Consider the following 23,843-nt stretch of genomic DNA (forward strand, 5'->3'; position numbering starts at 1 on the left):
AATACTCGCAAACAAAGGGTGTGCAAGAAGTTTCTCATAACTTCGTGCACACCCTTTTCGTGTGGAAATTAATTTAAAACATTATAAATTCAGCATATAATATGAATGAGAAAAGAAAAAGGGCTTATTTGAAGCCCGAAGCGAAAGTAATACAAGTATCAGTTGAGCATTTATTGCAGGCTGTGAGTGGTCAGCACAAACACATTGGCCAAGGTGGAACTTATGGTGATGCCAAACGTAGTAATGTGGAATGGGGTGAATGGGACAACGAAGACGAAACCACGTCTGCATTAACTAACGGAGATAAAGAATAACAAGGAGGATAATGAAGATGAAACTTAAAGCGTATTTTAATGTTGCCTTGCTTTTCCTTGCCATAGGCTTGTTTGCAGGATGCTCAAGTGATAGTCCTGCAAGCGACAATCTTTCCGTTGACAATAAGAATGGCAAACAACCCACAGAAGAAGTAAAGGGTGTACATTTTTCAATTGATGAACCAAAGTTAACTACATCATCACGTGCTTTAATTTACGGAGGGAACACAGCTAACGCAAAGACACGTACATTCATTAAGCATACTATAGGCAATGGTGCTGATGCCTATTGGAGTAGTAATGATTTTATTTTTGTGAAAGATAAATATGGCAATTGGCAGAAGAGTATAGCTATAACCCTTCATGATGGTGGAAGTAGTGCCGAATTTACATTACCAGGTGCAGTTTCTGATTATCTTGATGGTTGTGAAGTGCGCTATATGGGAAGCAGTGCTGTTAGTGCAACGGAAGTGAAAATCTCAGGTAGTCAAATTCAGAGTGTAGGAAATAACTTCGAACATGCTGGTGCAGCTGGAGATTGTGGCGTAGGAACGGCGCGTGCTACGGGAAATCCTGTCAAGTTCAATTTTACGTTGTCTCATCAGAATAGCTATCTGTGTCTGTTGCCACGATCGTCGAATGCTATTGTACAGCGTAGCAAGTTAATCCGAATTGAAATCTCGTCCGATGATGATATTGCAGGAAATTACAATTTTGCGGCTGATGGGTCTCTGCAATTAGTCTCTGGAGGAACAAAAACAATTACCATCACTACAGATAATGGAGGAAATGGATTTGAATTGAATAACCCTGCGACCAATCTTGATAAAAATGCTACCTATGTGGTTTTGGCTCCTGGAACGCACAACTTAATGGTGCGTTACTGGTTACGCAATACTACGGATTATCCTGATCCTGTAGGGAAGATAGAAGGTACCATCACGAAATATGTAACAGTGAATAGTGTGGCTGGGAAGATAGATGATATTACAGCCAATCTTGAACCTATCATGACTTATAACAATTGGGTACATTATATGTGGAATGCCGCCTATCCTTATTGGGAATGGGGAGCGGCAGCTTATGTTCCGTCAAATGCCCCCAGTGGAGTACATGGTAGTAACTATCCTACAATTGCTACAGATGCACGCTGGTACGGCAAGGGTACGTCATCAAATGGTACGCCAAATGTAAACGAAATGATGTGGTATGGGCGGGATGGCGATTGGTATAGCGATACCAATGAACTCTTTGTATGGCAGAACCGCTTGTGGTGTGGTATTTGGTGGGTACTACGTAGGGTGAATATTCCAAGTATGAATCCCAATTTAGCACCAGATGGACATAATCGATTGACGGAAGCGTTACCAGGTGCAATAAAATATGATATTACACACGTTGGTATTAGGCCTCCAAAGAATCAACTCAGTAAGTATTTCATGATTCCAGGTATTGGTTATTATGATGATGGAATTTATCGAAAGAATTCTGCAACATATGGGTATCGTCATACTTCAAGTTTGGTACCTGGCTGGGGGAGTGATTATAGTTATTACTTAGATTTCTATCCAGACGGCATGTTTATTGGTATGGCATCGAATAGGACAGGAGCCGTGGAGCAGGGCTTTGAGTGATGAAATGCATGGTTCAAGTGAAATATGAGCAAAAATAAAAGGTTCTTCGGTTATCGCCGAAGAACCTTTTATTTTGCATTCATCCTCATTCTTACGTGGTGTGATTGCAAGCTACGATGCGTCACAGAGTGGAAGGTTGTACTATTGGTGTGGCACAATCTTTGACGAATAGTGCTGAAGAGATGGCTTGCTGTGGAGGAAAACAAAAGAGAGCAGGTGTGGTTTGATGTGTTCCACACCTGCTCTCAAACATGTTTTATTCGTTTAATTTTCAAACGTAGCGATGCGCGATCCTATCCAACGGAGGAATTGTCTCACGTGGATTTCGTGGTCGTTGAAATAGAAATAATAGGCATTATTGGCATTCGATGACGAGCCAGACGAGGTCCAATAATGTCCGCCAATGCCCACATCGTGTGTTAATCCATCTAAATAATAACCGCTGGCAGGCAGGAAGAAATAATTGGGCAAGTCGTTTGCTGTGGGGATTGCACGGCTAAGCGGTCGCGTGAAGTCTGAAGCATAACCTTTATGCTCTACGTAGGTGTTTGGCGAACCATTGTTGGTGAAATTAATTCCCCAATAATCAGTGCTCTTGTTGGCTGCTCCTAAAGCTGTGCGTCGCTTAATCCAAATGCCACCCTTTTGCAAATGGCCATAGATAATCCATAGCTTGTTGGCATCCCAACGAGCGTCACCAAACTCGGGGAAATGACACATGAGGTTCACATTGGGCTGTGCGGCTGCAGAATGTATTGCGTTGGTAGCAACCTTATAACCATAGCCTGTGTTGTACCAACGCGTATCGGGCGTAGCAGCCCAGTCGGCTGTTCGTGAGCCATTGAGAACGAGCGTTGCAGGATATTTGCCTCCCACGCGGTCGTGACCTAACCAATAGTTTTGGCCATCAGCGGCATCCCACATGAAATAGGTGCCAGAAACATCTATCAAACCTTGTACTAAGTGGGCTCTCACATCACGAATTTTCCCGGCTGTGCACTGAAAATTGTTAATTGTTTTCACAATCGTCCCTTCAACATTGGTTAAGGGATCTTTAATCGTGTAGGCGATAGTGAAATTATAAGTTCCAGGTGCAAGCACCATGTAGGCGGCATTGGTGGGGAGGGATTCGGTGGTCGTGTTGAGCGAGAAGTTGTTCACTGTGAGCGTGATGGTGTTGCTACTGCCCGAAAGTGGTAATTTGCCATCGAGCTGACCATCGGTGAAATCATAAGTTCCCGCAATGGGCTTATCGGCCGTTAGTACAATCTTTTGCAAAAAGATGTTGGGGCCTAAGTCGGTGTTTGTGCAGCGTGGCACGAAGCATAAGTAGCTGGCCTTGTGATCAAGCGTGAAATGGAAATCGCCACCTCCGCCAATAGCTGTTGCCGAATCGCAATCACCAGCTTGTGCCAAATGGCTGAAATCGTTGGGGGTGGCTTGGCTTTGCGCAGCCGCAATGGTCACACGATTGGCTGGTTGATTATGTCCCGTGTAGTGCACCTCGGGGTTAAAACCATAATTTCCTGTTGCTAATGTGAAGTTGGCCTGCTTCATATTGACGGTTGCAGGTGGCGTGACGGGATGGAATTGAGCGGCATTGCTCAAATGAAACTGCCCATCTGTGGCTTTAACCCACACCTTGTCTGTGGTTTCCCAAGACACATTGGCTATGCCGCCTCTCACGTGGGTAGCTGTTGTTCGTGTGTGAGTAGGCGCTGGATCGAGTGGTTGCGCACCCGAGAAGGTAGCAACCGCGTGGGATGTTTCATTTGATGTTGTGGACTGCGATGGCACGTCGTCTCGGCTTTCATTGGCACAAGCCACCATGAGCATGCCAAGGGATACAACTTTTAAAATTTGAATTGCATATTTTTTCATAACATTTCCCTCATTACTTTTATTCTTAATTGAAAAGGGTTGTTGGCTGTGATGCGGCATCGTCATCGCCCCAATCATCATCTTCATAGGAGAAGGTGTTGCGCTTGGCATCACCACCATCGCCACCATAATCTATAACACCTGCGTTTCCGCTGGCAGCATCCAACAAATGCTCTACAGGTACAGGGTAAACCTTACTCTCGGGCTTCATATAAACCCGTTTCGTTCGTACTGCTTTTTCCATAAACATTTTATCAATTTATATTCATCTGCATGCAAAGGGAACTTACAATAAAGCTATTGCGACCCTTTACAGCTTTCATTGCTATAACAAAAGCATTGCTGACATTGCACGCAACGCCATTATTTCATCATTTAATTGTTGTTGAAGCGTGTATAAAAGACTCCATTATTTGAATGACTAAAGAGCCAGTCTTGAGGAAAACCACTAAGAGACAATGCCTCAGCTTATCCATCAGAAGTTGATTTCTGGTGTTTTTATTATCCTTAAAAGTAGTGACAAAGTTACTTCGATTTTTGAAATCTCACAAGTTTTCAGTGCAGAAACAATGCGAAAGCCGTTTCCTAAACACGCTTTGTTCCAGTCTATTCATCCATAAAACACTTCTGAGCAGCTCAATTTTAGCTCACTTTTTATACAAAATCCTTATAAATGAGGATGTTTTTCTTCTTTTTTTACCAGTCTTGTTAATTTATTCTTTAGCTTTGTGACCTACTTCTAAACAAAAGATTATGAATCTAAGTGGTTTACATAAATGGATTAGATGCATCACCTATCGGCAGAAAGTCATAGGCCTCACAATGAGTGGAACCATAATTGGTTTGGTGCTTTTATTCGCTTATACGCTACGCTTGCACACCTATATTATAGGTGATGACCCTGCAGCGTGTGTAAATTGCCATATCATGACACCTTATTATATTACATGGGCGCACTCTTCACATGGACGAGATGTTACTTGTAATGATTGTCATGTGCCTCATCAGAACATAGTTAAGAAATACTTTTTTAAGGGGATGGATGGTATGAAGCACGTGGCTTATTTTGTTACTAACTCCGAACGGCAAGCAATTATGGCTGAAGAAAGTTCTGCCAACGTGATTATGGACAACTGTATTCGGTGTCATGCACAGCTTAATCAGGAATTTGTGAAGACAGGACGTATCAACTATATGATGGCTAAACGAGGTGAGGGATTGGCCTGCTGGGACTGCCATCGCAGTGTGCCTCATGGTGGAATGAATGGTCTTGCAAAGACACCTAATGCTGAATCACAGGTACCATTGCCCCCCAATCCTGTTCCCGAATGGCTACAAAAGGCTTTAGGGCGATGAGGATTACACTTTATATTATATATAGGCAATAAATAAAAGAAATACCATCATTTGTGAAATCTAAAAATTTAAAGAATATGGCTAAGCAATTAAAGAAATGGCAAGGCTGGATGCTGTTTGGCGGTTCCATGCTCATTGTGTTTATTTTAGGCCTTCTCTGCTTCTCACTACTCGAACGGAGAGCTGAAGTTGCCAGTGTTTTCAACAATCGGCGTGTGCCCATGACCGATTCGATTATCGCGCAGAATGAAAAATTTAAGGAAGACTTCCCACGGGAGTATGAAACGTGGGCGATGACGGCTGACACCACTTTCAAGAGTATGTATAATGGCTCACAAGAGCGAGATATTCTTAAAGCATTCCCCGATATTGTAATCATCTGGGCAGGTTATGCCTTTTCGCGCAACTACAACACGCCACGTGGCCATCGCCATGCTATTGAAGACCTTAGAAAGATTTTGCGAACAGGGAATCCGGGTATCGATGGCGACGGTGATATTCAGCCTGGAACATGCTGGACATGTAAGGGACCTGATATACCACGCTTGATGCGTGAGAAAGGTATTGGAGCCTTCTATGGTGCAAAATGGAGTGACTGGGGTCCCGAAGTGATGAATACTGTGGGATGTTCTGATTGCCATGATGCGCGCACAATGGAATTACGCCCTGCTCGTCCTGCATTATATGAAGCATGGAAGCGTGCTGGTAAAGATGTTAATAAGGCCAGCCATCAAGAGATGCGCTCACTGGTTTGTGCACAATGCCACACCGAATATTATTTTGAGAAAGACAACCACCAATACTTAAAGTTTCCACAAGACAAGGGACTTACTTGTGAAGCCGCCGAAGCCTATTATGATAGCATTGGCTTTTATGACTACATTCACCCATTGTCAAAGGCTAAGATTTTAAAGGCACAACATCCAGGTTACGAACTTTTTAAGCAGGGTATTCATGGACAGCGTGGGTTAAGTTGTGCCGATTGTCACATGCCTTACATGCAAGAAGGTGGCATTAAATACACCGACCACCATGTACAAAGTCCGTTGGCTAAGATTGATCGTACCTGTCAAACCTGTCACCGGCAAGATGCTGAAACGCTACGACAGAATGTTTATGATCAACAAAAGAAAGTTTATGATTTTGCAGTGAAGGTGAACCACGAGTTGGCTACAGCACATTTAGAAGCCGAGTTTGCTTGGAAGAAAGGTGCTACGCAGCCTGAAATGGCAAAGGCACTTGATGACATTCGCAAGGGGCAATGGCGCTGGGATTATGCTTTAGCAAGTCATGGAGCAGCTTTCCATGCCCCATTAGAAGTAATGCGCCTTTTAGCTAATGCGATGGCCTACACGCAAGACGCTCGTACAGAGATCGCTCGAGTAGTGGCAAAACATGGTTTTACAGGCAAGATTCCACTTCCTGACATATCAACAAAGGAAAAGGCACAGCGCTATATCGGTCTTGACATGCCTGCACTGAACAGCAAGAAGGAACGTTTTTTAAACACCATCGTTCCGCAATGGATTCAGAAAGCAAAGCAAAATAAACGCTTCATTACACAACCCATGTAAGGAGCGCCTCACTTAAAACAGACTTGATAGCTACCTCTCTGCAGCCTTCGCTAAAAAGATAGACCCATGTTAAGCATGGCAGGCAGGGGGATGACTATCAATTCTGCATGTCGAACTATCCTTTTACAAATAATCCTTTCAAGTAAAAATAATCCTATCTCGCACTTCAGCGAGCAAGAAAAGAACTAAACCATCATGTGGAATAAACCATGGACCATTCGTGAGGGGCTTGCAATAGGTGGAGGGCTCATCATCGTTGGGCAGTTGCTGCAATTCTTCATAGGCGGCATCGATTGGCAACTTTTTGCCTTCCCTGCCAATCTTGTCACCCTCGGATTCTACTTATTAAGTCTCGGTGTGCTCTACGTTTTTCGCAAAAGACTCTACGTTGTGCAATACTTTTGTACACCGTCAGCCGCTGTAGCCGCCATTGGTTTCGCGTTAGTGCTCACCTTTATCATGGGCATCACTCGGCAAGCGCCAGGCGTAAGCCCAGCTATCGATCCCATCGGCCTCTCGCATATGCTCACCTATTGGCCGTTCGTGCTCGTCTATCTCTGGCTCTGTAGCATCATAGCCTTGACTGCACTCCATCAAATCAGTACTTTCCGCAAGCGAAAGCTCCCCAGTCTTGTGTGCCATGTTGGATTGTTTATCACTCTTGTGTGCGGCACATTAGGCTCTGCCGATCAACGCAACCTCAAGATGTACTGCCTTACCGGACAACCCGAGTGGCGTGCGTTTGACGACCAAGGTAATGTAGTTGAGTTGCCCTTGGCCATCGAACTGCAGCGCTTCATCCTCGAAGAATATCCCGCCGAGCTGCAAAAGGTAGGCATTGGTAAGGGTAAAACTAAACTTATGAAAATGGCTTCACCCAAACGCTATGCCAGTGAAGTGCACATCTATACCAAGGAAGGTGAGACGTTGGCTACCACCATTGAGGTCAATAAGCCAGCGTATCTCGCAGGTTGGAAAGTCTATCAATACAGCTATGATGAGAGTATGGGTTCCACCCATCGTGTGAGCATCTTTCAACTTGTGGCCGACCCTTGGCTACCCTTCGTCTATCTTGGCATCGGATTGCTACTCCTTGGAGCTGTGCTACTCTTTTTTAGTTTAGGAAAAACAAAAGACATTATATCCTCAACACCAGAATAACTATGATTTGGGAATATTTCATCTATTTCGCTATCGCTGCAATCCTCTTTTGGAGCATTGGGGCCTATTGTGCTTGGAAACGCCAACAGCGTGTGGCTTATCTCTTAACCGCTATCGGTCTAACCATATTCTTCATCTATATCCTCCTCATGTGGCACACGCTTGAGCGGCCACCTATGCGCACTATGGGCGAAACCCGTCTGTGGTATTCGTTCTTCCTTCCTCTGGCTGGTATTATTGTTTATGCACGTAGCCGCTATCATTGGATTTTGAGCTTTTCCACACTATTGGCCAGCGTATTCATTGGTATTAACCTATTGAAACCCGAAATCCACACCAAAGCAATGATGCCGGCCCTACAGAGTCCGTGGTTTGCCCCCCATGTCATTGTTTATATGTTTGCCTACGCCCTCTTTGGCGCGGCCACCCTCATGGCCATATTTCTATTGTGGAAGATACGTGCCAGCGAGTCTACGACTAATACGTCATCGATACCTATGACAACCTCCATCACTCTCGTTAGCATTGATAACATGGTAGGCATGGGTTGGGCTTTCCTCACCATCGGTATGCTCTTTGGTGCGCTATGGGCCAAAGATGCTTGGGGCGACTATTGGGCTTGGGATCCTAAGGAGACTTGGGCGGCCATCACCTGGTTAGCCTATTTGCTCTATATGCACCTGCGCCTCACATCACGCGCCAATCCTCGTCTGTCACTGCGCCTGCTCCTCATCGCCTTCGTGTTACTGCAAATGTGCTGGTGGGGCATCAACTATCTGCCATCGGCGCAAGGCATGAGCATCCACACCTACAACAGTTAGCCCATCCTGCCCATTGTGAGCAGTGTCTCGCATAGTCGAAGCACGATGTGAAGATGAAATCGAGTGCAAACGAACACACGAGCCATCCTGCTGTGCACAAAAGATGGTGCTTCGTGTAGCCGATTCACCATCTGATAAAGGCAGATGATGCGGCACGTGATGAAATGATTCTGCCTTAGTCTGCAGGGGGTACGCTCGTATGTGTTAATTCCTCACTTTGAACCGGATGCATACAGGTTTGCGTAACCTAATGGTTTGCTTTATTGCGAGTAAGCCTGTTTCGGCATCACGTGCAAACACCTGAATACAGTTACCATCACGACAGGCGCAAAGCAGATAGCGACCATTGGGTGTGAGAGCGAAGTTGCGTGGATGAGGCTCTGTAGGTTGATAGCCCACCTTGCAGAGCATACTCGTAGTTGCATCCACCTTGAAGATAGAGATGCCGTCGGCTTTCAAGCGGTTGCTGGCATAAAGGTAGCGACCATCAGGCGAGAGGTGCACGTCAGCCCCACCACGTCCACCCACACTGTCCGAGGCTATGGTTTGCAAACGCTCTAAATGATATCCTTTCCGTTTAAACATCGTCACGGCACCTCCAAGTTCGCTCATCACATAGACATAGCGTCCGTTGGGCGCAAAGGCTATGTGGCGCGGTGCTTCACCGCGGGGAAGGCGTCCGACCACGCCCAATGGCTTAAGCGATGTGGATGAGGTTGGTTTGAAACATAGCAATTGGTCGGCGCTGAAATCAGTGGCATAGACACAGCCATTCGGTGCAAAGCGTGCGGTATGCACGTGGGCTGTGTTTTGCGGCGCAGCAGCACGGGGGTCGGCATGTCCTGCAAACCGATAGCGTCGTGCCCCAATTAGTCCATTGCGTAGCACAGGAAACACGCTCATTGTTCCCCCCGAATAGTTGGCAGTGAGCACCATGCGTCCATTGGTTTCCACAAAGCATGGGTCTTCGCCGCCCGTGAGTTGACGATTGAGCAATCTCATCTGGCCAGTGGTCTCATTCAGACCCACGGTGCAAACAGCCGCATGATTGTCGTTGGTCTCGCTCACCACATATAAAAGGTGAGGACGATGCGCAAAGGTAAGATACGAAGGGTTGGTCATTGATAGTGAGTCGAGCAGTATAGTTTCTCCAGTCTGCTGATTAAACATGAAACTATAAAGTCCTGTGCTGCCTGTGTCTGTATAGGTACCCACTATCATGGTTAATCCATCGCCCGCCCACATTGACAGCGAAAAAGTAAATGCCGAGCATAGCAGCATCTGCATCCGTTTGCTAAAATTCATCATTGTTAGTCACTAATTAAGTTCATTTTACGTTGCAATATTCGCAATTATTTCTGAGAAAAGCAAACATTTTAGTTATCGTCTTACTTGCCATCCACAAAAAACCACTGCAACCCACGCTTCCATTCAAATTAATTTTATATATTTGCACAGCAATAATTTATTTCATTCAATTTACCATCTATCTATGCAAAAGAAGCTCCCATTAATGGTGCTTGCGGTGTGTTGTTCTACTCTCGCGCAGGCACAGAGCAATCAAACGCAGCAAGCAGCAAAGTCGTTAGACGAAAACGCTTTTACCTTCACCGAGGCACAGTTGGGCGAAGACGACAACATGAGCCAAAACGTAACCATCCTCAATTCAACTACCAATGCCTACGCCAACGAAGTGGGCTTTTTGTTCTCGCCCATGAGGTTTCGTTATCGCGCCTTTAACCAAAAGTACAACGAGATTTTCATCAATGGCGCACCCGTAAATGATGTTGAACGCGGCCAGTTTGCTTTCTCTTCCATCAGCGGTCTGAACCAGCAAACACGCAATGTCGACTTTTCACTCCCATTCGAAGCCAATAATTATGGTATGACTGCCATGGCAGGCAGTAACAATTATAATTTCCGCACTGGCAGTATGTCCACAGGACAGCGTATCAGCCTTGCTGGTGCCAACCGCAACTACACTCTGCGTGGCATGTACACCTATAATAGTGGCTTCAACGCTAAGGGGTGGGCTTTCAGTGCTGGTCTCACCTATCGTTGGGCTAATCGAGGCTATGTGGAAGGTACTTTCTATAATGCCCTTTCTTATTTCCTCGGTGTTCAGAAACTTATGGGTAGCCATAGTCTGAGTTTTGCTACATGGGGTAACCCCACAGAGCGTGGTGCACAAGGCGCGGCTACGGATGAGAGTTTTTGGATTGCTAACAATAACCAATACAATCCCTATTGGGGCTATCAGAATGGCAAACGCCGTAACTCGCGTGTGGTGAACGACTTTGCGCCAACTGCGCTGCTCACATGGGATTGGAACATCAACAATACCTCGAAGCTTACTACTACACTGCTCGGGAAATATAGCCTTTACAAGAGCACCAAGCTCAATTATAATAATGCTGACAACCCACAACCCGATTACTACAAGCTATTGCCCAGTAATTTTTATGATGTATGGGGCAATAATGCTCGATTTCAAACAGCACAAAATTTAGCTGACTGGCGGTTGGCCTACGAGTGGTTATCGAGCGACAAGGCTCACCGTCAAATCAATTGGGATCAGCTCTATGCTGCCAATCGCAACATCAATCAACAAGGTGGCGATGCCATGTACTATGTGCAAGCACGCTACAACAATAATCTTTATTTCACGTTGGCTTCAACCTTAACAAAACACTTCTCTGCCAAAAATACGCTGAATGTTGGTGTTACGGCAGCAACCAACAAGGGATTCCACTATCAAACGATGGACGATTTGCTTGGTGCTAACAGTTTCCATAATATCAATAACTACGCCATCGGCACCTATGCAGCCAACTCATCGGCCGTGCAATACGACTTAAACCGCATGAATGCACTGGTGAAAGAGGGCGACCGCTTTGGCTATGACTACAACCTCAATGTCGTTCGTGGCAACGCATGGGCCAGCTACACCGAAACTTTCCGCAACATTCACTATAGCGTGGCTGGGAAAATTGGCTACGATGGCATGAACCGCGATGGTAAAATGCGTAACGGTTTGTTTGCCAACAATTCGTTTGGTAAGAGCAAAACGGCTAATTTCCTCAGCGGTGGTGGTAAGACAGCTGCATCGATTGATCTGAGTCATGGCCATGTGTTCTCGTTGGGATTGGGCTTAGAAAGTAAGGCGCCCACAGCCAGTGTAGCCTTCCAAGCGGCCGAAATGAACAACGATTTCGTGCGCGATTTGAAGAACGAACTCATCTTCAGCAGTGAGGCTTCCTACCAATACAGTACCTCGTGGTTGCATGCTAACCTCAACGCTTATTATAGCTACGTGGGGCATGCCACAGAATGGACGTGCTTTTATTTTGACGATATCAATTCGTTCTCCTACAATGCTCTCAGCAATCTGAAAAAAGCTTATTATGGTGTGGAATTCGGTTTGCGCTTCAAACTCACATCCTACCTCGATCTAAAAGCTATCGGAACGCTCAGCGAAGCGAAAAACATGAGTAACGCCCACGTGCGCTACCTCAACTCTACGCAAGGGGTTTACAATGACGATGAAGCATTGGTGAAAGGCATGCGTGAGAGTGGAACACCTCTTACTGCAGCCAACTTAGGACTTAGTTTCCATCAAGGCGGCTGGTTTATCGACCTCAACGGCAACTACTACGACCGCATCTATCTGGGCTACTCACCCTACTATCGCTATGCGTCGGCACTCCAAAAGATTGGTTCCATTGATGACAAGGGCAACTATATCGTTTCACCACAGGAGAAAGGCCATGGTGGATTTATGCTCGACGCCAGCATTGGCAAGAGCATTCGCCTGAAGAAAGGTTCGCTCTCCATCAACCTCATGGTGACCAATCTGCTCAACAACCAAAAGATTGTAACGGGCGGTTACGAGCAGAGCCGCAGCGACTATTCCATTAAAAATGATGGAAGCACCAGCAGTCGCACTTACAATTTCTCACGCAATCCGAAGAAATACTATGCCTATGGTATGAACGGCATGTTGCAAGTAGCTTATAAATTCTAATTCAAGCAACCCGAATATGAAGCATTTAAAATATATCTTTCTGGCATGCGCTGGTCTACTGATGACCAGTTGCATGAATGGTGATTGGGATTCTGTCGACACTCACTACACGCGTGGTAACAGTGCTATCACCGAAACCCATGTCATCTCCATTGCACAGCTCAAGAGCAATTACGCAACACAGTTGGCACAACCCTATGGCATGGCCGAGATTACCGACGACATTCAGATCAAAGGCTACGTTATGGCCAATGATAATGGCGGTAATGTGTTTAGTCAAATTAGCTTGCAAGATGCAACTGGTGCCATTGTGATAGCCATCAGTGACAATGGCATCGCTGGTTATCTGCCCGTTGGTACCGAGATTTTGGTCTATCTTAAAGGACTTTACATCGGCAACTATGGCTATCAAACACAGATAGGAACGCCTTATAGTAGCGAAAGGAATCAAGAATCGGTAAGCCGCATGTCGAAAATCCGTTGGTATCAGCACTTCAACTACACCAACCACACCATAACACCTACAATTCCTCTATTCGATCAAAGTCGTATAACCGACGCTAACTACCTCAATGAAAATGCAGGAAGAGTGATGACCATCAAGAATGTGGCCTTTCAACAGGCAGGAATTAAGGATTATGCTAACCGTGCTGATGTGGTAAATAATAATGCTTGCGAGCGTGCTTTGGTAGGGCTCAACGAAAATAATATTGTTGTGCGCACCAGCGTCTATGCTGATTTTGCTGCAGACAAGTTACCCACAGGTCAAGTAGACATTACAGGACTTTTTACACGTTATAATAACAAGTGGCAGATTATCATTCGTCAAGTTAGCGATGTTAAGGCAGCCAATTAAAACATAAATACAATTTTAAACGCAAAGCAAAATGAAAAAATTTATCAACGCATTGTTTCTTTTGGCCGTAAGTGCCGTAGCTCTCACCAGCTGCAGCGATGTTCCTGCACCCTATGACACACCCAACCAAAATAGTAACAATCCCACAACCCCTACAATAGCTACGCCAATAGGTAGTGGTACGGAAGCCGATCCCTACAATGTAGCTGCAGCCATAAAGAAACTAAAGGATGAGCCTGCCGATCAAAATACGGCACCGATATACGTAAAAGGTGTGGTTGCCGAAATCAAGAAGGTTGACACTGGTACCTATGGCAACGCCGATTACTATATCATTGATAAAGACTATCCCAATCACAAGCTTTATATTTTTCAGAGTAAGTTCCTCGCCAATGCGAAGTTTACAGCAGCCAATCAAATTAAGGTAGGTGATGTAGTCGTTATCTATGGTCCATTTGTTAACTATAAAGGCACTACACCCGAGACCGTTGGCAAAGGTGCTACTTATATTTACAAGCTCAATGAACAAGGTGGTGGAACGGTTACACCGCCTACACCCAGCACACCTGTCAATACAGAAGCTACTGCTTATACCGTTACCAATGCCATCAATTTGATAACGAATAATCAAATCCCGACTAATGAGGTTTATGTAAAGGGCATTATCTGCAAGGCTCCTACCTATAACGCAACTTACAAGAGCCTCACCTACTACATCTCTGATGATGGAACAACAGCTAACGAGCTGCAAATCTTCTCGGGTAAGAGTTTCAATGGTGCCGATTTCACATCAGCTAACCAGCTGCAAGTGGGTCAAACCGTTGTGGTACTTGGTCATCTGAAAGCTTACACTAAGAATGGAAGAACCACCAATGAAATCGACAAGGAGAACAAACTTGTTTCGGTAAATGGTGGTACGCAACTCATTCCCGGTAGCGCACCCACGCCAACACTGACGCCCACTCCCACACCAACTCCATCACCTTCAGCACCGACTACAACAACTGAAGTTACGGCTGCAAGCTTTGGCATAGCCAATAGCAAAGAGTTTGGTACACAAACAATGTCCGATGGTACCACCATTACCACTGCAAAAGGCTCTAACAACAGCGCTCCTAAGTTTTATAGTGCTGGTGGCGGAACCATTCGCATGTATCCTGGCAACACCATTTCTTTCAATGCAGGCAGCAAGCAAATTGCTTCTATCACACTTTTCTGCGATGAATATAAAGGCGACAAATACACAGCCAGTGGCAATCTCGAAACAACAGCCGGAACCGTTGCACTCAACGGTCTCAAATATACCATCATCGGTATCAACGCTGCTACTGTAACATTCACTAATAACGCCACAGGCTCAGGTGCCCCATCACAACTTCGTATTAAGAAGTTTGTCATCACCTACGCCAACTAAGCATTTAAAAACGTTTTAAATAAATTTGGCAGGCTGCAAAGATTTCATTAACTTTGCAGCCTGTTAGATTAGTAACAATTTTATAAATTATAATTATCAACGAAATGAAAAAAGGTATTCACCCAGAAAACTATCGCCCCGTCGTATTCAAAGATATGTCCAACGGCGATATGTTCCTTACAAAATCTACAGCAAGAACCAATGATACTGTAGAATTTGAAGGCGAGACTTACCCTGTGGTAAAGATTGAAATCTCAAGCACTTCTCACCCCTTCTACACGGGTAAGAGCAAGCTTGTTGACTCAGCTGGTCGCGTTGACCGCTTCATGAACCGTTACGGTAAGTTGAAAAAGTAAATATATCTTTTGCAAAGAATATATTCCATTTAAAGTGTGTTCAAACGTAGTTGCATATGCGTTTGAGCACACTTTTTTTATTTCTATGTTATTGATTTCGCATATAAAATGAAACGTCAGCTCCTTTCCTTTGTACTCTGTTCGGCGGCTTTTGCTATTTTAGCCTGTGGTGGAAACGATAATCCCGACATCTACACGCCTAATCCCGGAGGACAACTCCCCAATACTTCGCATCAACAAAACAATGGAAATGCCACGTCTGCAAAAAATAATCAAAATCAAAATGCGGCACCCATTGGCACCCCTATCGAAGTAACACGATTAGAATTTCCGAAGCTCCATGGCAATGGCAGTTCTATTTATGTTTACCGTGTGGCTGATCCTGCCAACCTCTCTCATCAAGCAATGAACTATGCCTTGGAATGGGATCACGCCAAAAGAGCACAACGGTGGAGCTGCTGGATGAGCACTGCCCAGACAAGGGCTAAAGGATGGAACAGAGCTAACTGGAAGGCCGACAATAAATGGCATGGAGACCCCTTTCAATGGGCACCTGGAATCCCCAATGACGAACAGCCGCGCGTGACAAATGAATTTAGTCAAAGCCTGTTTCCCGATGGCTCAGGAAGGGGCTATGACCGTGGACATATCTGTGCATCTGAAGATCGTATCTACTCGAAAGAGGCCAACGAGCAAACTTTCTATATGGCCAACATGCAGCCTCAGGTGCACAATTTCAATGCGGGCATTTGGATGAAAATGGAAAACTGTCTGCGTAGCCATTTGCAACCTAACGACACGTTATATATATGTAAGGGTGGAACCATCGACCAGGCCAACCAAATTTTGAGCTATACGCGTAGCAACTTCATCGTACCCAAATATTTTTTCATGGCCGTGTTGCTCAAAAACGCGTCGGGCTACCATGCCTTTGGCTTCTATGTTGAGCACCGCAACCTCACGATGAAGCAAATGAAAGAGCGGGGCATCAGCACTCGATTAACCGATTACATGGTGAATATTGCTGAGTTGCAACGCCTCACAGGCATCGACTTTTTCTGCAATCTGACTGATGATATTGAAAATGAGGTAGAAAATAAAGCTCTGCAAGCGGTGAAGTTCGATTTTAAAGATTGGGGCATTAACCAATAATCCATTTCTTTCAGCACGCTTTGGCAGTCGTAGCATGTGGAAAGAGATTCGTTATAATAAATCGAAAGCAATTCCAATAACTTTAGAAATAAAATTGTAAATTTGCTCACTCAATCATCTTTTTAGTGTATTCAGCGATATGAAATCATTTAAGTTTGGTCTTCTTCCGCGCATCCTTGTAGCCATTTTGTTGGGTGTAATTTGCGGTAATGTGTTTAGTGAGCCCATTGTGCGCCTTTTTGTTACGGGCAACAGCATTTTTAGCCAGTTCTTAGGTTTTATGATTCCGCTCATCATTTTGGGGATGGTAGCTCCATCTATTGCCAATATTGGTAGCACAGCTGGTCGCATTTTGTTGGTAACCGTAGTGCTGGCCTATGCCGATACCGTGCTGGCAGGGCTGTTGGCTTATGGCACAGGCAGCTGGCTTTTCCCATCGTTGGTGTCGACCACACAAGGTGTTCACCTTGAGCAGCCTCATGCATTGAAACCCTTTTTTGAACTCAATATTCCCGCTTTGATGGATGTGATGAGTGCTTTGGTGCTGGCTTTCATGGTTGGTTTGGGCGTGGCTTATGGCAAAGGCAATGTGTTGAAGCGTGGGCTAAATGAGTTTGGCACAATCGTTGAGCGTGTGATAGAGAAAATTATCATTCCTTTGCTGCCCATCTACATCTTTGGCATCTTTTTAAATATGACGTATAGTGGTGAGGCTTATCATATCTTGTTGGTGTTTGCTAAAATCATTGTGGTGATTTTTGTGCTCCACATTGTAGTGCTACTCTATGAGTTTGTGGCTGCGGGTTTGTTTGCCAAGCAAAATCCATTTCGTCTGCTTTTCAATATGTTGCCTGCCTATTTCACGGCCTTAGGCACATCGTCTTCGGCAGCCACCATTCCCGTGACATTGAAGCAAACGCTCAAGAATGGAGTAGACGAGGGAGTGGCTGGCTTCACCATTCCTTTGTGTGCTACGATTCACATGTCAGGCTCCATGATGAAGATTACGGCTTGTGCACTCACCGTTTGCCTGATGAATGGGCTACCTCATAGCTTTCCACTCTTCCTCAATTTCATGTTGTTGCTGGCCATTTGTATGGTTGCTGGCCCAGGAGTTCCCGGTGGTGCAGTGATGGCCGCTTTGGCTCCGTTAGCCTCAGTGTTAGGCTTTGGTTCCGAAGAGCAAGCACTCATCATCGCTCTTTATATTGCGATGGACAGCTTTGGCACAGCCTGTAACGTGACAGGTGATGGTGCCATCGCCGTGGTAGTGAATAAAATCTTCCGCAAGCGCCCTGTTGAAGTGCAATCATAGTGGCAATAAAACGATGTGTTCGCCCATGGACAAACACATCGTTTTGCTATTTTTTGCTGTTCGTCCATGGGCGAACGCTTGTTTTTCTCTTTTTTGGTTGTTCGTCCATAGGCGCTCATGTGTTTTTTTTATTTTTGATTGTCCGTCCATGGACGAAGGTATGTTTTTCTAAATTTTTAGTTGTTCGTCCATGGACGGACAGCATTTCTGAAAAGATTTCATGTGTGTCAAATTGTGTTCGAAAGCATTTTTATGGGTGTGTAAGCATCAAAGTCTCATTTTTTTTCATAACTTTGCAATCGTAAATTACACGCACGTATCGCTTACGGATAGTAGTAAATTAAAGGATGTTTATATAAAAAAGGTATCATCAATAGCCTTGCGACAGCTTGATTTCTTCGCATGGCATCATAATAAATTAGTATTCCACCTATTAAAATTCCCATTATAATGAGAAAATTGCAGAATATTAAATGCATCCATCGCTTAGGAATGTTGTTGTTCCTAAGCCTTTTGTGTATGGGGCCTTTGGCACTTCTGGCTTCGGCTCAGACGCCTACCGACGCCAAAGTAACCTTGTCACTGCATGAGGCTACAGTTGAAACGTTTGCCAACGAAATTGCTCGTCAAACGGGTTTGACTATTTCCTATGAGGATAACGATGTGAAGGCACTCAAAGGCGTTAGCTTTGATGTGCGTGAACAGCCGTTGTCGAGCTTGCTCATCACCCTGAGCAATCAACTTCCATTTACCTATCATGTAGAAGGAAGCACGCTTTATTTGGGTAGTAGCAAGGCCAATCAGCGCAAAAAAGGATTCTATGGGCAAGTAACCGATAGCAATGGCGAACCTCTAATTGGTGCCATCATTCGTGTGGAAGGCGTGAATGGAGGCTTGGTAACCGATGTGAATGGTGAATATCAGGTGCAGAGCGATAAGAAAGAGGCAAAAATCACCGTGTCGTCAGTGGGCTATAAAACCATCACCAAGGTAGTAAAGAATGGCGCTTCGGGCAATATTGTAATGCACGAAGACACGCGCGAAATACAAGAAGTGGTGGTTACGGGCTATGGCACGAAGAATAAAAATTCGTTTACTGGTGCGCAAGTGGCAGTCAATCGTGACCAACTGATGAATATGGGTACAAAGAATGTGCTGCAAAGCCTGTCGGCTTTCGTGCCAGGTATGGTGGTGCTCGACGATAATATCAAAGGTTCCGACCCCAATAAGTTGGCCGATATCAACATTCGTGGTCGTGCCACCTTCGAAGGGCAGGCCAATACGCCCGTCTTTGTGGTCGATGGTTCGCAGGTTTCTGCCGAATATGTCTACGATATGGATATGAACGACATCGAGTCGGTCACGGTGTTGAAAGATGCTTCTGCCTCGGCTTTATATGGCGCCAAGGCCTCAGCGGGTGTCATTGTCATCACCACCAAGGCTTTGAAGGGTGGAAAGTTGAAACTGAATTATAGCGGAACGGTGCGCCTCTCGACGCCCGATTTGCACGATTATCATCTGCTCAATGCTGCCGACAAACTCGAATATGAGCGTCTGGCGGGCTTGTTTAAAGACAGCGACCCCACACGTCAATACACGTTGGATCGTGATTATGCAAGGCTTTTCAACGAGGTGCAGCGTGGTGTTGACACCGATTGGTTGTCGAAACCACTTCGCAATGCTATCTCGCAGAGCCACAGCGTGAGCTTGGATGGTGGCGATGAGCGTGCCAAATATAATCTCGGAGTGCGCTATGGTAACGATGCCGGTGTCATGCGCGGGTCGGATCGCACACGTCTCTCCACCAATTTCAAGCTCTCTTACAATGTTTCGGGCAAATTCTTTGTATCGAACAATGCTACGATTTCGTCGGTAACGAGCAACACTTCTCCTTATGGTGATTTTGGGACGTGGGCACAACAAAATCCATACGAAAATCCTTATACGGCCGATGGCGAGTTGCGTAAGTCGTTCTATCACGACATTGCCAACCCGCTTTACGAAGCCTCTTTGGGCAGTTATGGTAAGACCAACACCTTTGAATTCCTCAATACCACCAACGTGCAGATTTGGTTTGGTGAGAAATACCGATTGGATGGCGACTTTTCTATCGACAGAAGCAAGCAGGACTCGCGCCGTTTCACGTCGCCTTTTTCGTATAATGAGATTCTAACAAAGTCGGCCGATCAGCGTGGTTATTTAGATGATAACTGGGTGAACACAACTACCTATCAAGGGAAAGTGATGCTCTCTTATAGTGATTACATCTTTAAGAAGCTATTTTTAACGGCTATGGGAGGCAGCAGCATCGAGTCATCTTCGGTTGATGCTGCAGGCTATCGCTCCATCGGTTTCTATTCCGACAAGCTTGGGCATCCCGGTTTTGCATCGACCTATGCACTCAACAGCCACCCATCGGGTTCCGATACGCAATCGCGTGGTGTAGGTTTCTTTGTCAATGCCAACACCATTTGGGATAACAAATATTTCTTAGACTTGATTTATCGTTACGAGGGCTCTTCAAAGTTTGGTAAAAACAAGCGCTTCGCACCATTCTGGAGTGTGGGCGGTGGATGGAACCTTCACAACGAAAAGTTTATGAAAGGGTTGCCCATTCAGTTGCTGAAGCTCCGTGCCAGCGTGGGTTATTTGGGTAATATCAACTTCAATCCCTATCAAGCACTGACCACTTATAGTTACAGCAACAGCTTGAATTATGGAAAAGGAACAGGTGCTGTGCCCATCACCATCGGTAATCCCGATTTGAAATGGGAACGTACTTTGAGTACGAATATTGGTGTTGACTTCACCGCCTTGCGTGGAAGAATCGACCTCTCGGCCGACTATTACATCAAGAACACCGACAATTTGCTTTTAGATATTACGAAAGCACCCTCTATCGGTGTGACTACATCGCGTGAAAACATTGGTGAGGTAGAGAATAAAGGTTTCGAAATGCGCCTGCGCACCATCCCCATTCAGAATAAAGATTGGCAATGGTCCATTGGGTTCACCTATTCTTATAATAAGAACAAAATCAAGAAAATCAGTAATGCGCTGCGCGAACAAAACGAGAAAAACCTTGCTAAAGGTGGCGTAGCGCCGCTTCCTGTGTATGAAGAGGGCCAGTCGCTCACAGCGATTAAGGTTGTTCCTTCTGCAGGTATCGATCCCATCACAGGACAAGAGGTTTATATCAAGCGCAACGGGCAATACACCTTTGTGTATAGTCCTAACGACAAAGTCATCTTTGGCGATAGCAATCCTTATGGCATAGGTGCCATCAACTCCTATCTCACCTATCGCAATTTCGCGTTGAGCGCCTCTTTCCAATACTCTTTTGGTGGTGCCTTGTATAATGAAACATTGGCTTCGAAGGTCGAAGGTGCCAATCCTAAGTATAATGCCGACCGCCGTGTGCTGAGTGATCGTTGGAAAGAAATGGGCACCATTGCACGCTTTAAACGTATTGATGACACCACAACACCTAATCAGACTTCACGCTTCATTGAGAAGAACAACTATCTTCGCATGAGCAGTTTGTCGCTTTCGTATGAAGTTCCTGTGGCATGGCTACAGAAATATGGTTTGCGCCGCATGTATTTAGAGTTGCTCACCAATGATTTATTCTATCTCTCTACAGCAAAACGCGAACGCGGTTTGTCCTATCCTTACGACAGAAGTGTAGAGTTCTCAGTACGTTTCTCACTATAAAAAATGGTATAAGAATGAAAAAGATATATCAATATGTCTGCCTGTTCCTCTCGGTTGTCGCATTTTCATCGTGCAACGACTTTTTGGATGTGCAACCTAAAGGGCAGTTAGAGGAAAATAAGATGTTCGATGATATGATGGGTTTCGAGGATGCTATGTTTGGAATCTATGCTAAAATGGCTTCAGGAGACCTCTATGGAGAAAACTTATCGTGGGGTATGATTGACCAGATAGGACAGCAATTTGGCTATGACAATCCGCAAGAACTCACCTATCATTTCAACCATTATGACTATCGCAATCAACAAGCGCGCAATGTGATTGATAAAGTGTGGGCTAAACAATATGAAGCCATTGCTTATATTAATAGTGTTTTAGTGCATCTTGACCAAAAGAGTTTTGCGCCCGAAGAGCGTAAACACATGAAAGGCGAATGTTTGGGGCTGCGTGCTTTCCTGCATTTCGATGTGGCACGCCTGTTTTGCAACGACTATACACGCAGCAATGCCACAACCGAAGGATTGCCTTATGCTACGACGTTCAATTTAAAAAACAAGGAGAAGCACACCTTGTTTGAAACATTCCAACTCATTTTGAATGATTTGAATGAGGCCGAAACGTTGTTGGCTGATGACGACAATGTAAGCTATGACGGCACATTCCAGCGCGATTACAGCAAAGGGCGTGTGATGCTTTTCAACAAATATGCGGTGGAAGCTACCAAAGCACGGGTATATTATGCGATGGGGAATTATACTGAAGCCGCACGCTGTGCACGCGAAGTGATTGCCGCCAACCAATTGTTTAAATTGAATAGTGCGTCAACCATCGACGCAGTGATGCGCTTTCCTGCCAATAAAGAGATGATTTTTGGTGTTTATAACAATACCAAAGGTGAAGCCATTCGTTCTACGTTCTTACGCTCAACGGGTATGGGTTCTTATACGGAGGCGCGCCGCGATGTGAAAGATTTGTATGAAACGAGCACTTTCTCTGCTTTGAGTTCCGACCTTCGTTACAGCAATTTCTTCCGCGAAAATGCTTCGGGTGGAACGTCCTCTTTTAGCTTTGTTCGGTTGATCCAGAATGATGCTGAGGCGAAGTCTACCGATGCTTTGAAAGGCTTTGTGCTCATCAGTCTGCCCGAGATGTATTATATTTTGGCTGAGAGCGTCTATGATAGCAATTCAACCGAGGCTATCAGCTTGCTCAATCAAGTGCGGAAGAGTAGGGGGCTTGCAGCTATTGCCTCGACAAGAGTAGATTCAAAAGCTAAATTTGTGAGCGAAATGCTGTTGGAGCGGAGACGCGAATTTCCAGGAATGGGGCAGACGTTCTATGCGCTGAAGCATTATAATCAAAGCTTTACCGATTTTAGAAACATCGACACCTATCAGCCTACCAATGACATTTTCAATTTGCCTTGGCCCGATAGAGAGCGTGAATATGGTAATCCATAAATAGTCTTATAATATAAACGAATGAATAATATGAAGAAGTCTGTCAAATATACATTTGCTTTGGGGCTGACCATGTTGGCCTTTCAAGCGTGCACCACAGTAGATTATGATGGTGAATATGCCCAAAAGGGCGAATATGATTCTCAAAATCAGGTCTATTTTCATGCTAAAAATGATGCTGATACACTTACCAATTTCTCCTTTGGTACGCTGCCAACAACCGTTACACGCGAGACCATTAATGTGCGTGTCGATTTAGCTGGGCGGTTGAAAGCTGCGCCACAGGCAATTAAGATTGTGGTAGATAGTAAGAGTACCGCGCAAGAAGGGGTGCATTTCTTGTTGCCTGAGCAACAGCCTGCCATACCTGCAGATAGCGGTTATGTGAATTATCCCGTGGTGTTATTGCGTGACCATCTTAGCGATACGCAAAACGATCATATTCGCTTGGTATTGCGTTTAGAACCTTCTTCGGAAGTAGGTACACGCTTTGCCGACAAGTTGAATTACACCATCACGTTTGATAATGTTTTGGAGAAACCCACATGGTGGGATAGTTATCTGAGAGCTTATTTTGGTATGCCCGCTTTCACTCCTGCAAAATATCGGATGTTATTATCCTATTATAACAACGATCCAAAAGAAGTTGAAAAGGCCATGGGTAGAAGTGGTATTACACAATTGTATAGAAATGTGCAGAAGGTGATTGCCTATTTTAGGGCACATCCTGAATAAGATGATATAATTTGCAGTATATTAGTGGACAATTGCTATGCTTTTGTAATGCAATTTGCCACATATTACAGAACAT

Annotated in this window: 18 protein-coding genes; 15 read left to right on the plus strand and 3 right to left on the minus strand. The window is 45.0% G+C overall.

Going from position 1 to position 23,843, the window contains the following annotated elements:
• The first annotated feature begins 101 nt into the window (after positions 1-101).
• On the plus strand, positions 102-314 hold the full coding sequence (locus tag X919_RS15360) for a hypothetical protein (RefSeq protein ID WP_036917943.1): 213 nt from the start codon (positions 102-104) through the stop codon (positions 312-314).
• A gap of 11 nt (positions 315-325) precedes the next feature.
• Positions 326-1,948: a hypothetical protein gene (locus X919_RS15365; protein ID WP_051502524.1), complete on the plus strand. Its 1,623-nt coding sequence runs from the start codon at positions 326-328 to the stop codon at positions 1,946-1,948.
• A gap of 264 nt (positions 1,949-2,212) precedes the next feature.
• Here X919_RS15365 and X919_RS15370 read toward each other — a convergent pair whose 3' ends face one another.
• Positions 2,213-3,829, minus strand: a complete 1,617-nt coding sequence (locus X919_RS15370; protein ID WP_051502525.1) for a hypothetical protein — start codon at positions 3,827-3,829, stop codon at positions 2,213-2,215.
• A gap of 25 nt (positions 3,830-3,854) precedes the next feature.
• Positions 3,855-4,073, minus strand: a complete 219-nt coding sequence (locus X919_RS0111605) for a hypothetical protein (protein ID WP_028900257.1) — start codon at positions 4,071-4,073, stop codon at positions 3,855-3,857.
• Positions 4,074-4,582: 509 nt separating this feature from the next.
• Here X919_RS0111605 and nrfH point away from each other — a divergent pair.
• From nrfH to ccsA, 4 genes are all read left to right on the plus strand, one after another.
• Complete coding sequence (gene nrfH, locus X919_RS0111610) at positions 4,583-5,185, plus strand: cytochrome c nitrite reductase small subunit (protein WP_028900258.1); 603 nt, start codon at positions 4,583-4,585, stop codon at positions 5,183-5,185.
• A gap of 77 nt (positions 5,186-5,262) precedes the next feature.
• Positions 5,263-6,759, plus strand: a complete 1,497-nt coding sequence (nrfA, locus tag X919_RS0111615) for an ammonia-forming cytochrome c nitrite reductase (RefSeq protein WP_028900259.1) — start codon at positions 5,263-5,265, stop codon at positions 6,757-6,759.
• A gap of 195 nt (positions 6,760-6,954) precedes the next feature.
• Positions 6,955-7,920: a cytochrome c biogenesis ResB family protein gene (locus X919_RS0111620; protein WP_028900260.1), complete on the plus strand. Its 966-nt coding sequence runs from the start codon at positions 6,955-6,957 to the stop codon at positions 7,918-7,920.
• Between the two features lie 2 nt (positions 7,921-7,922).
• Positions 7,923-8,741, plus strand: coding sequence for a cytochrome c biogenesis protein CcsA (ccsA, locus tag X919_RS0111625; RefSeq protein ID WP_028900261.1), 819 nt, complete (start codon positions 7,923-7,925; stop codon positions 8,739-8,741).
• A gap of 204 nt (positions 8,742-8,945) precedes the next feature.
• Here the strand turns inward: ccsA and X919_RS0111630 are convergent, their stop codons facing one another.
• On the minus strand, positions 8,946-10,049 hold the full coding sequence (locus tag X919_RS0111630) for a lactonase family protein (RefSeq protein WP_081759467.1): 1,104 nt from the start codon (positions 10,047-10,049) through the stop codon (positions 8,946-8,948).
• 184 nt (positions 10,050-10,233) lie between these two features.
• Between X919_RS0111630 and X919_RS0111635 the strand changes: the two genes are divergently transcribed.
• The 9 genes from X919_RS0111635 to X919_RS0111675 all read left to right on the plus strand — a co-directional run bounded on the left by X919_RS0111635 (position 10,234) and on the right by X919_RS0111675 (position 23,767).
• Complete coding sequence (locus X919_RS0111635) at positions 10,234-12,765, plus strand: TonB-dependent receptor (RefSeq protein ID WP_028900263.1); 2,532 nt, start codon at positions 10,234-10,236, stop codon at positions 12,763-12,765.
• Between the two features lie 16 nt (positions 12,766-12,781).
• Positions 12,782-13,621 (plus strand): DUF5689 domain-containing protein, encoded by an 840-nt coding sequence (locus tag X919_RS0111640; RefSeq protein WP_028900264.1) that lies wholly within the window; start codon positions 12,782-12,784, stop codon positions 13,619-13,621.
• A 31-nt stretch (positions 13,622-13,652) separates the two neighbouring features.
• Positions 13,653-15,035, plus strand: a complete 1,383-nt coding sequence (locus tag X919_RS15375; RefSeq protein ID WP_036917945.1) for a hypothetical protein — start codon at positions 13,653-13,655, stop codon at positions 15,033-15,035.
• Positions 15,036-15,139: 104 nt separating this feature from the next.
• Positions 15,140-15,391, plus strand: coding sequence for a type B 50S ribosomal protein L31 (locus X919_RS0111650; RefSeq protein ID WP_004379101.1), 252 nt, complete (start codon positions 15,140-15,142; stop codon positions 15,389-15,391).
• A gap of 108 nt (positions 15,392-15,499) precedes the next feature.
• A complete protein-coding gene (locus tag X919_RS0111655; protein ID WP_028900265.1) occupies positions 15,500-16,543 on the plus strand; it encodes a DNA/RNA non-specific endonuclease in 1,044 nt (347 codons plus the stop codon).
• 139 nt (positions 16,544-16,682) lie between these two features.
• Complete coding sequence (locus X919_RS0111660) at positions 16,683-17,858, plus strand: dicarboxylate/amino acid:cation symporter (RefSeq protein ID WP_028900266.1); 1,176 nt, start codon at positions 16,683-16,685, stop codon at positions 17,856-17,858.
• Between the two features lie 450 nt (positions 17,859-18,308).
• Positions 18,309-21,572 carry a SusC/RagA family TonB-linked outer membrane protein gene (locus X919_RS0111665; RefSeq protein ID WP_028900267.1) on the plus strand — a complete coding sequence of 1,088 codons (3,264 nt, stop codon included), beginning with the start codon at positions 18,309-18,311 and terminating at the stop codon, positions 21,570-21,572.
• 14 nt (positions 21,573-21,586) lie between these two features.
• Positions 21,587-23,032, plus strand: coding sequence for a RagB/SusD family nutrient uptake outer membrane protein (locus X919_RS0111670; RefSeq protein WP_028900268.1), 1,446 nt, complete (start codon positions 21,587-21,589; stop codon positions 23,030-23,032).
• 30 nt (positions 23,033-23,062) lie between these two features.
• A complete protein-coding gene (locus X919_RS0111675; protein ID WP_028900269.1) occupies positions 23,063-23,767 on the plus strand; it encodes a DUF4843 domain-containing protein in 705 nt (234 codons plus the stop codon).
• The last annotated feature ends 76 nt before the right edge of the window (positions 23,768-23,843 follow it).

Origin of the sequence: Prevotella sp. HJM029 (assembly GCF_000599605.1) — a bacterium.
Lineage (GTDB): Bacteria > Bacteroidota > Bacteroidia > Bacteroidales > Bacteroidaceae > Prevotella.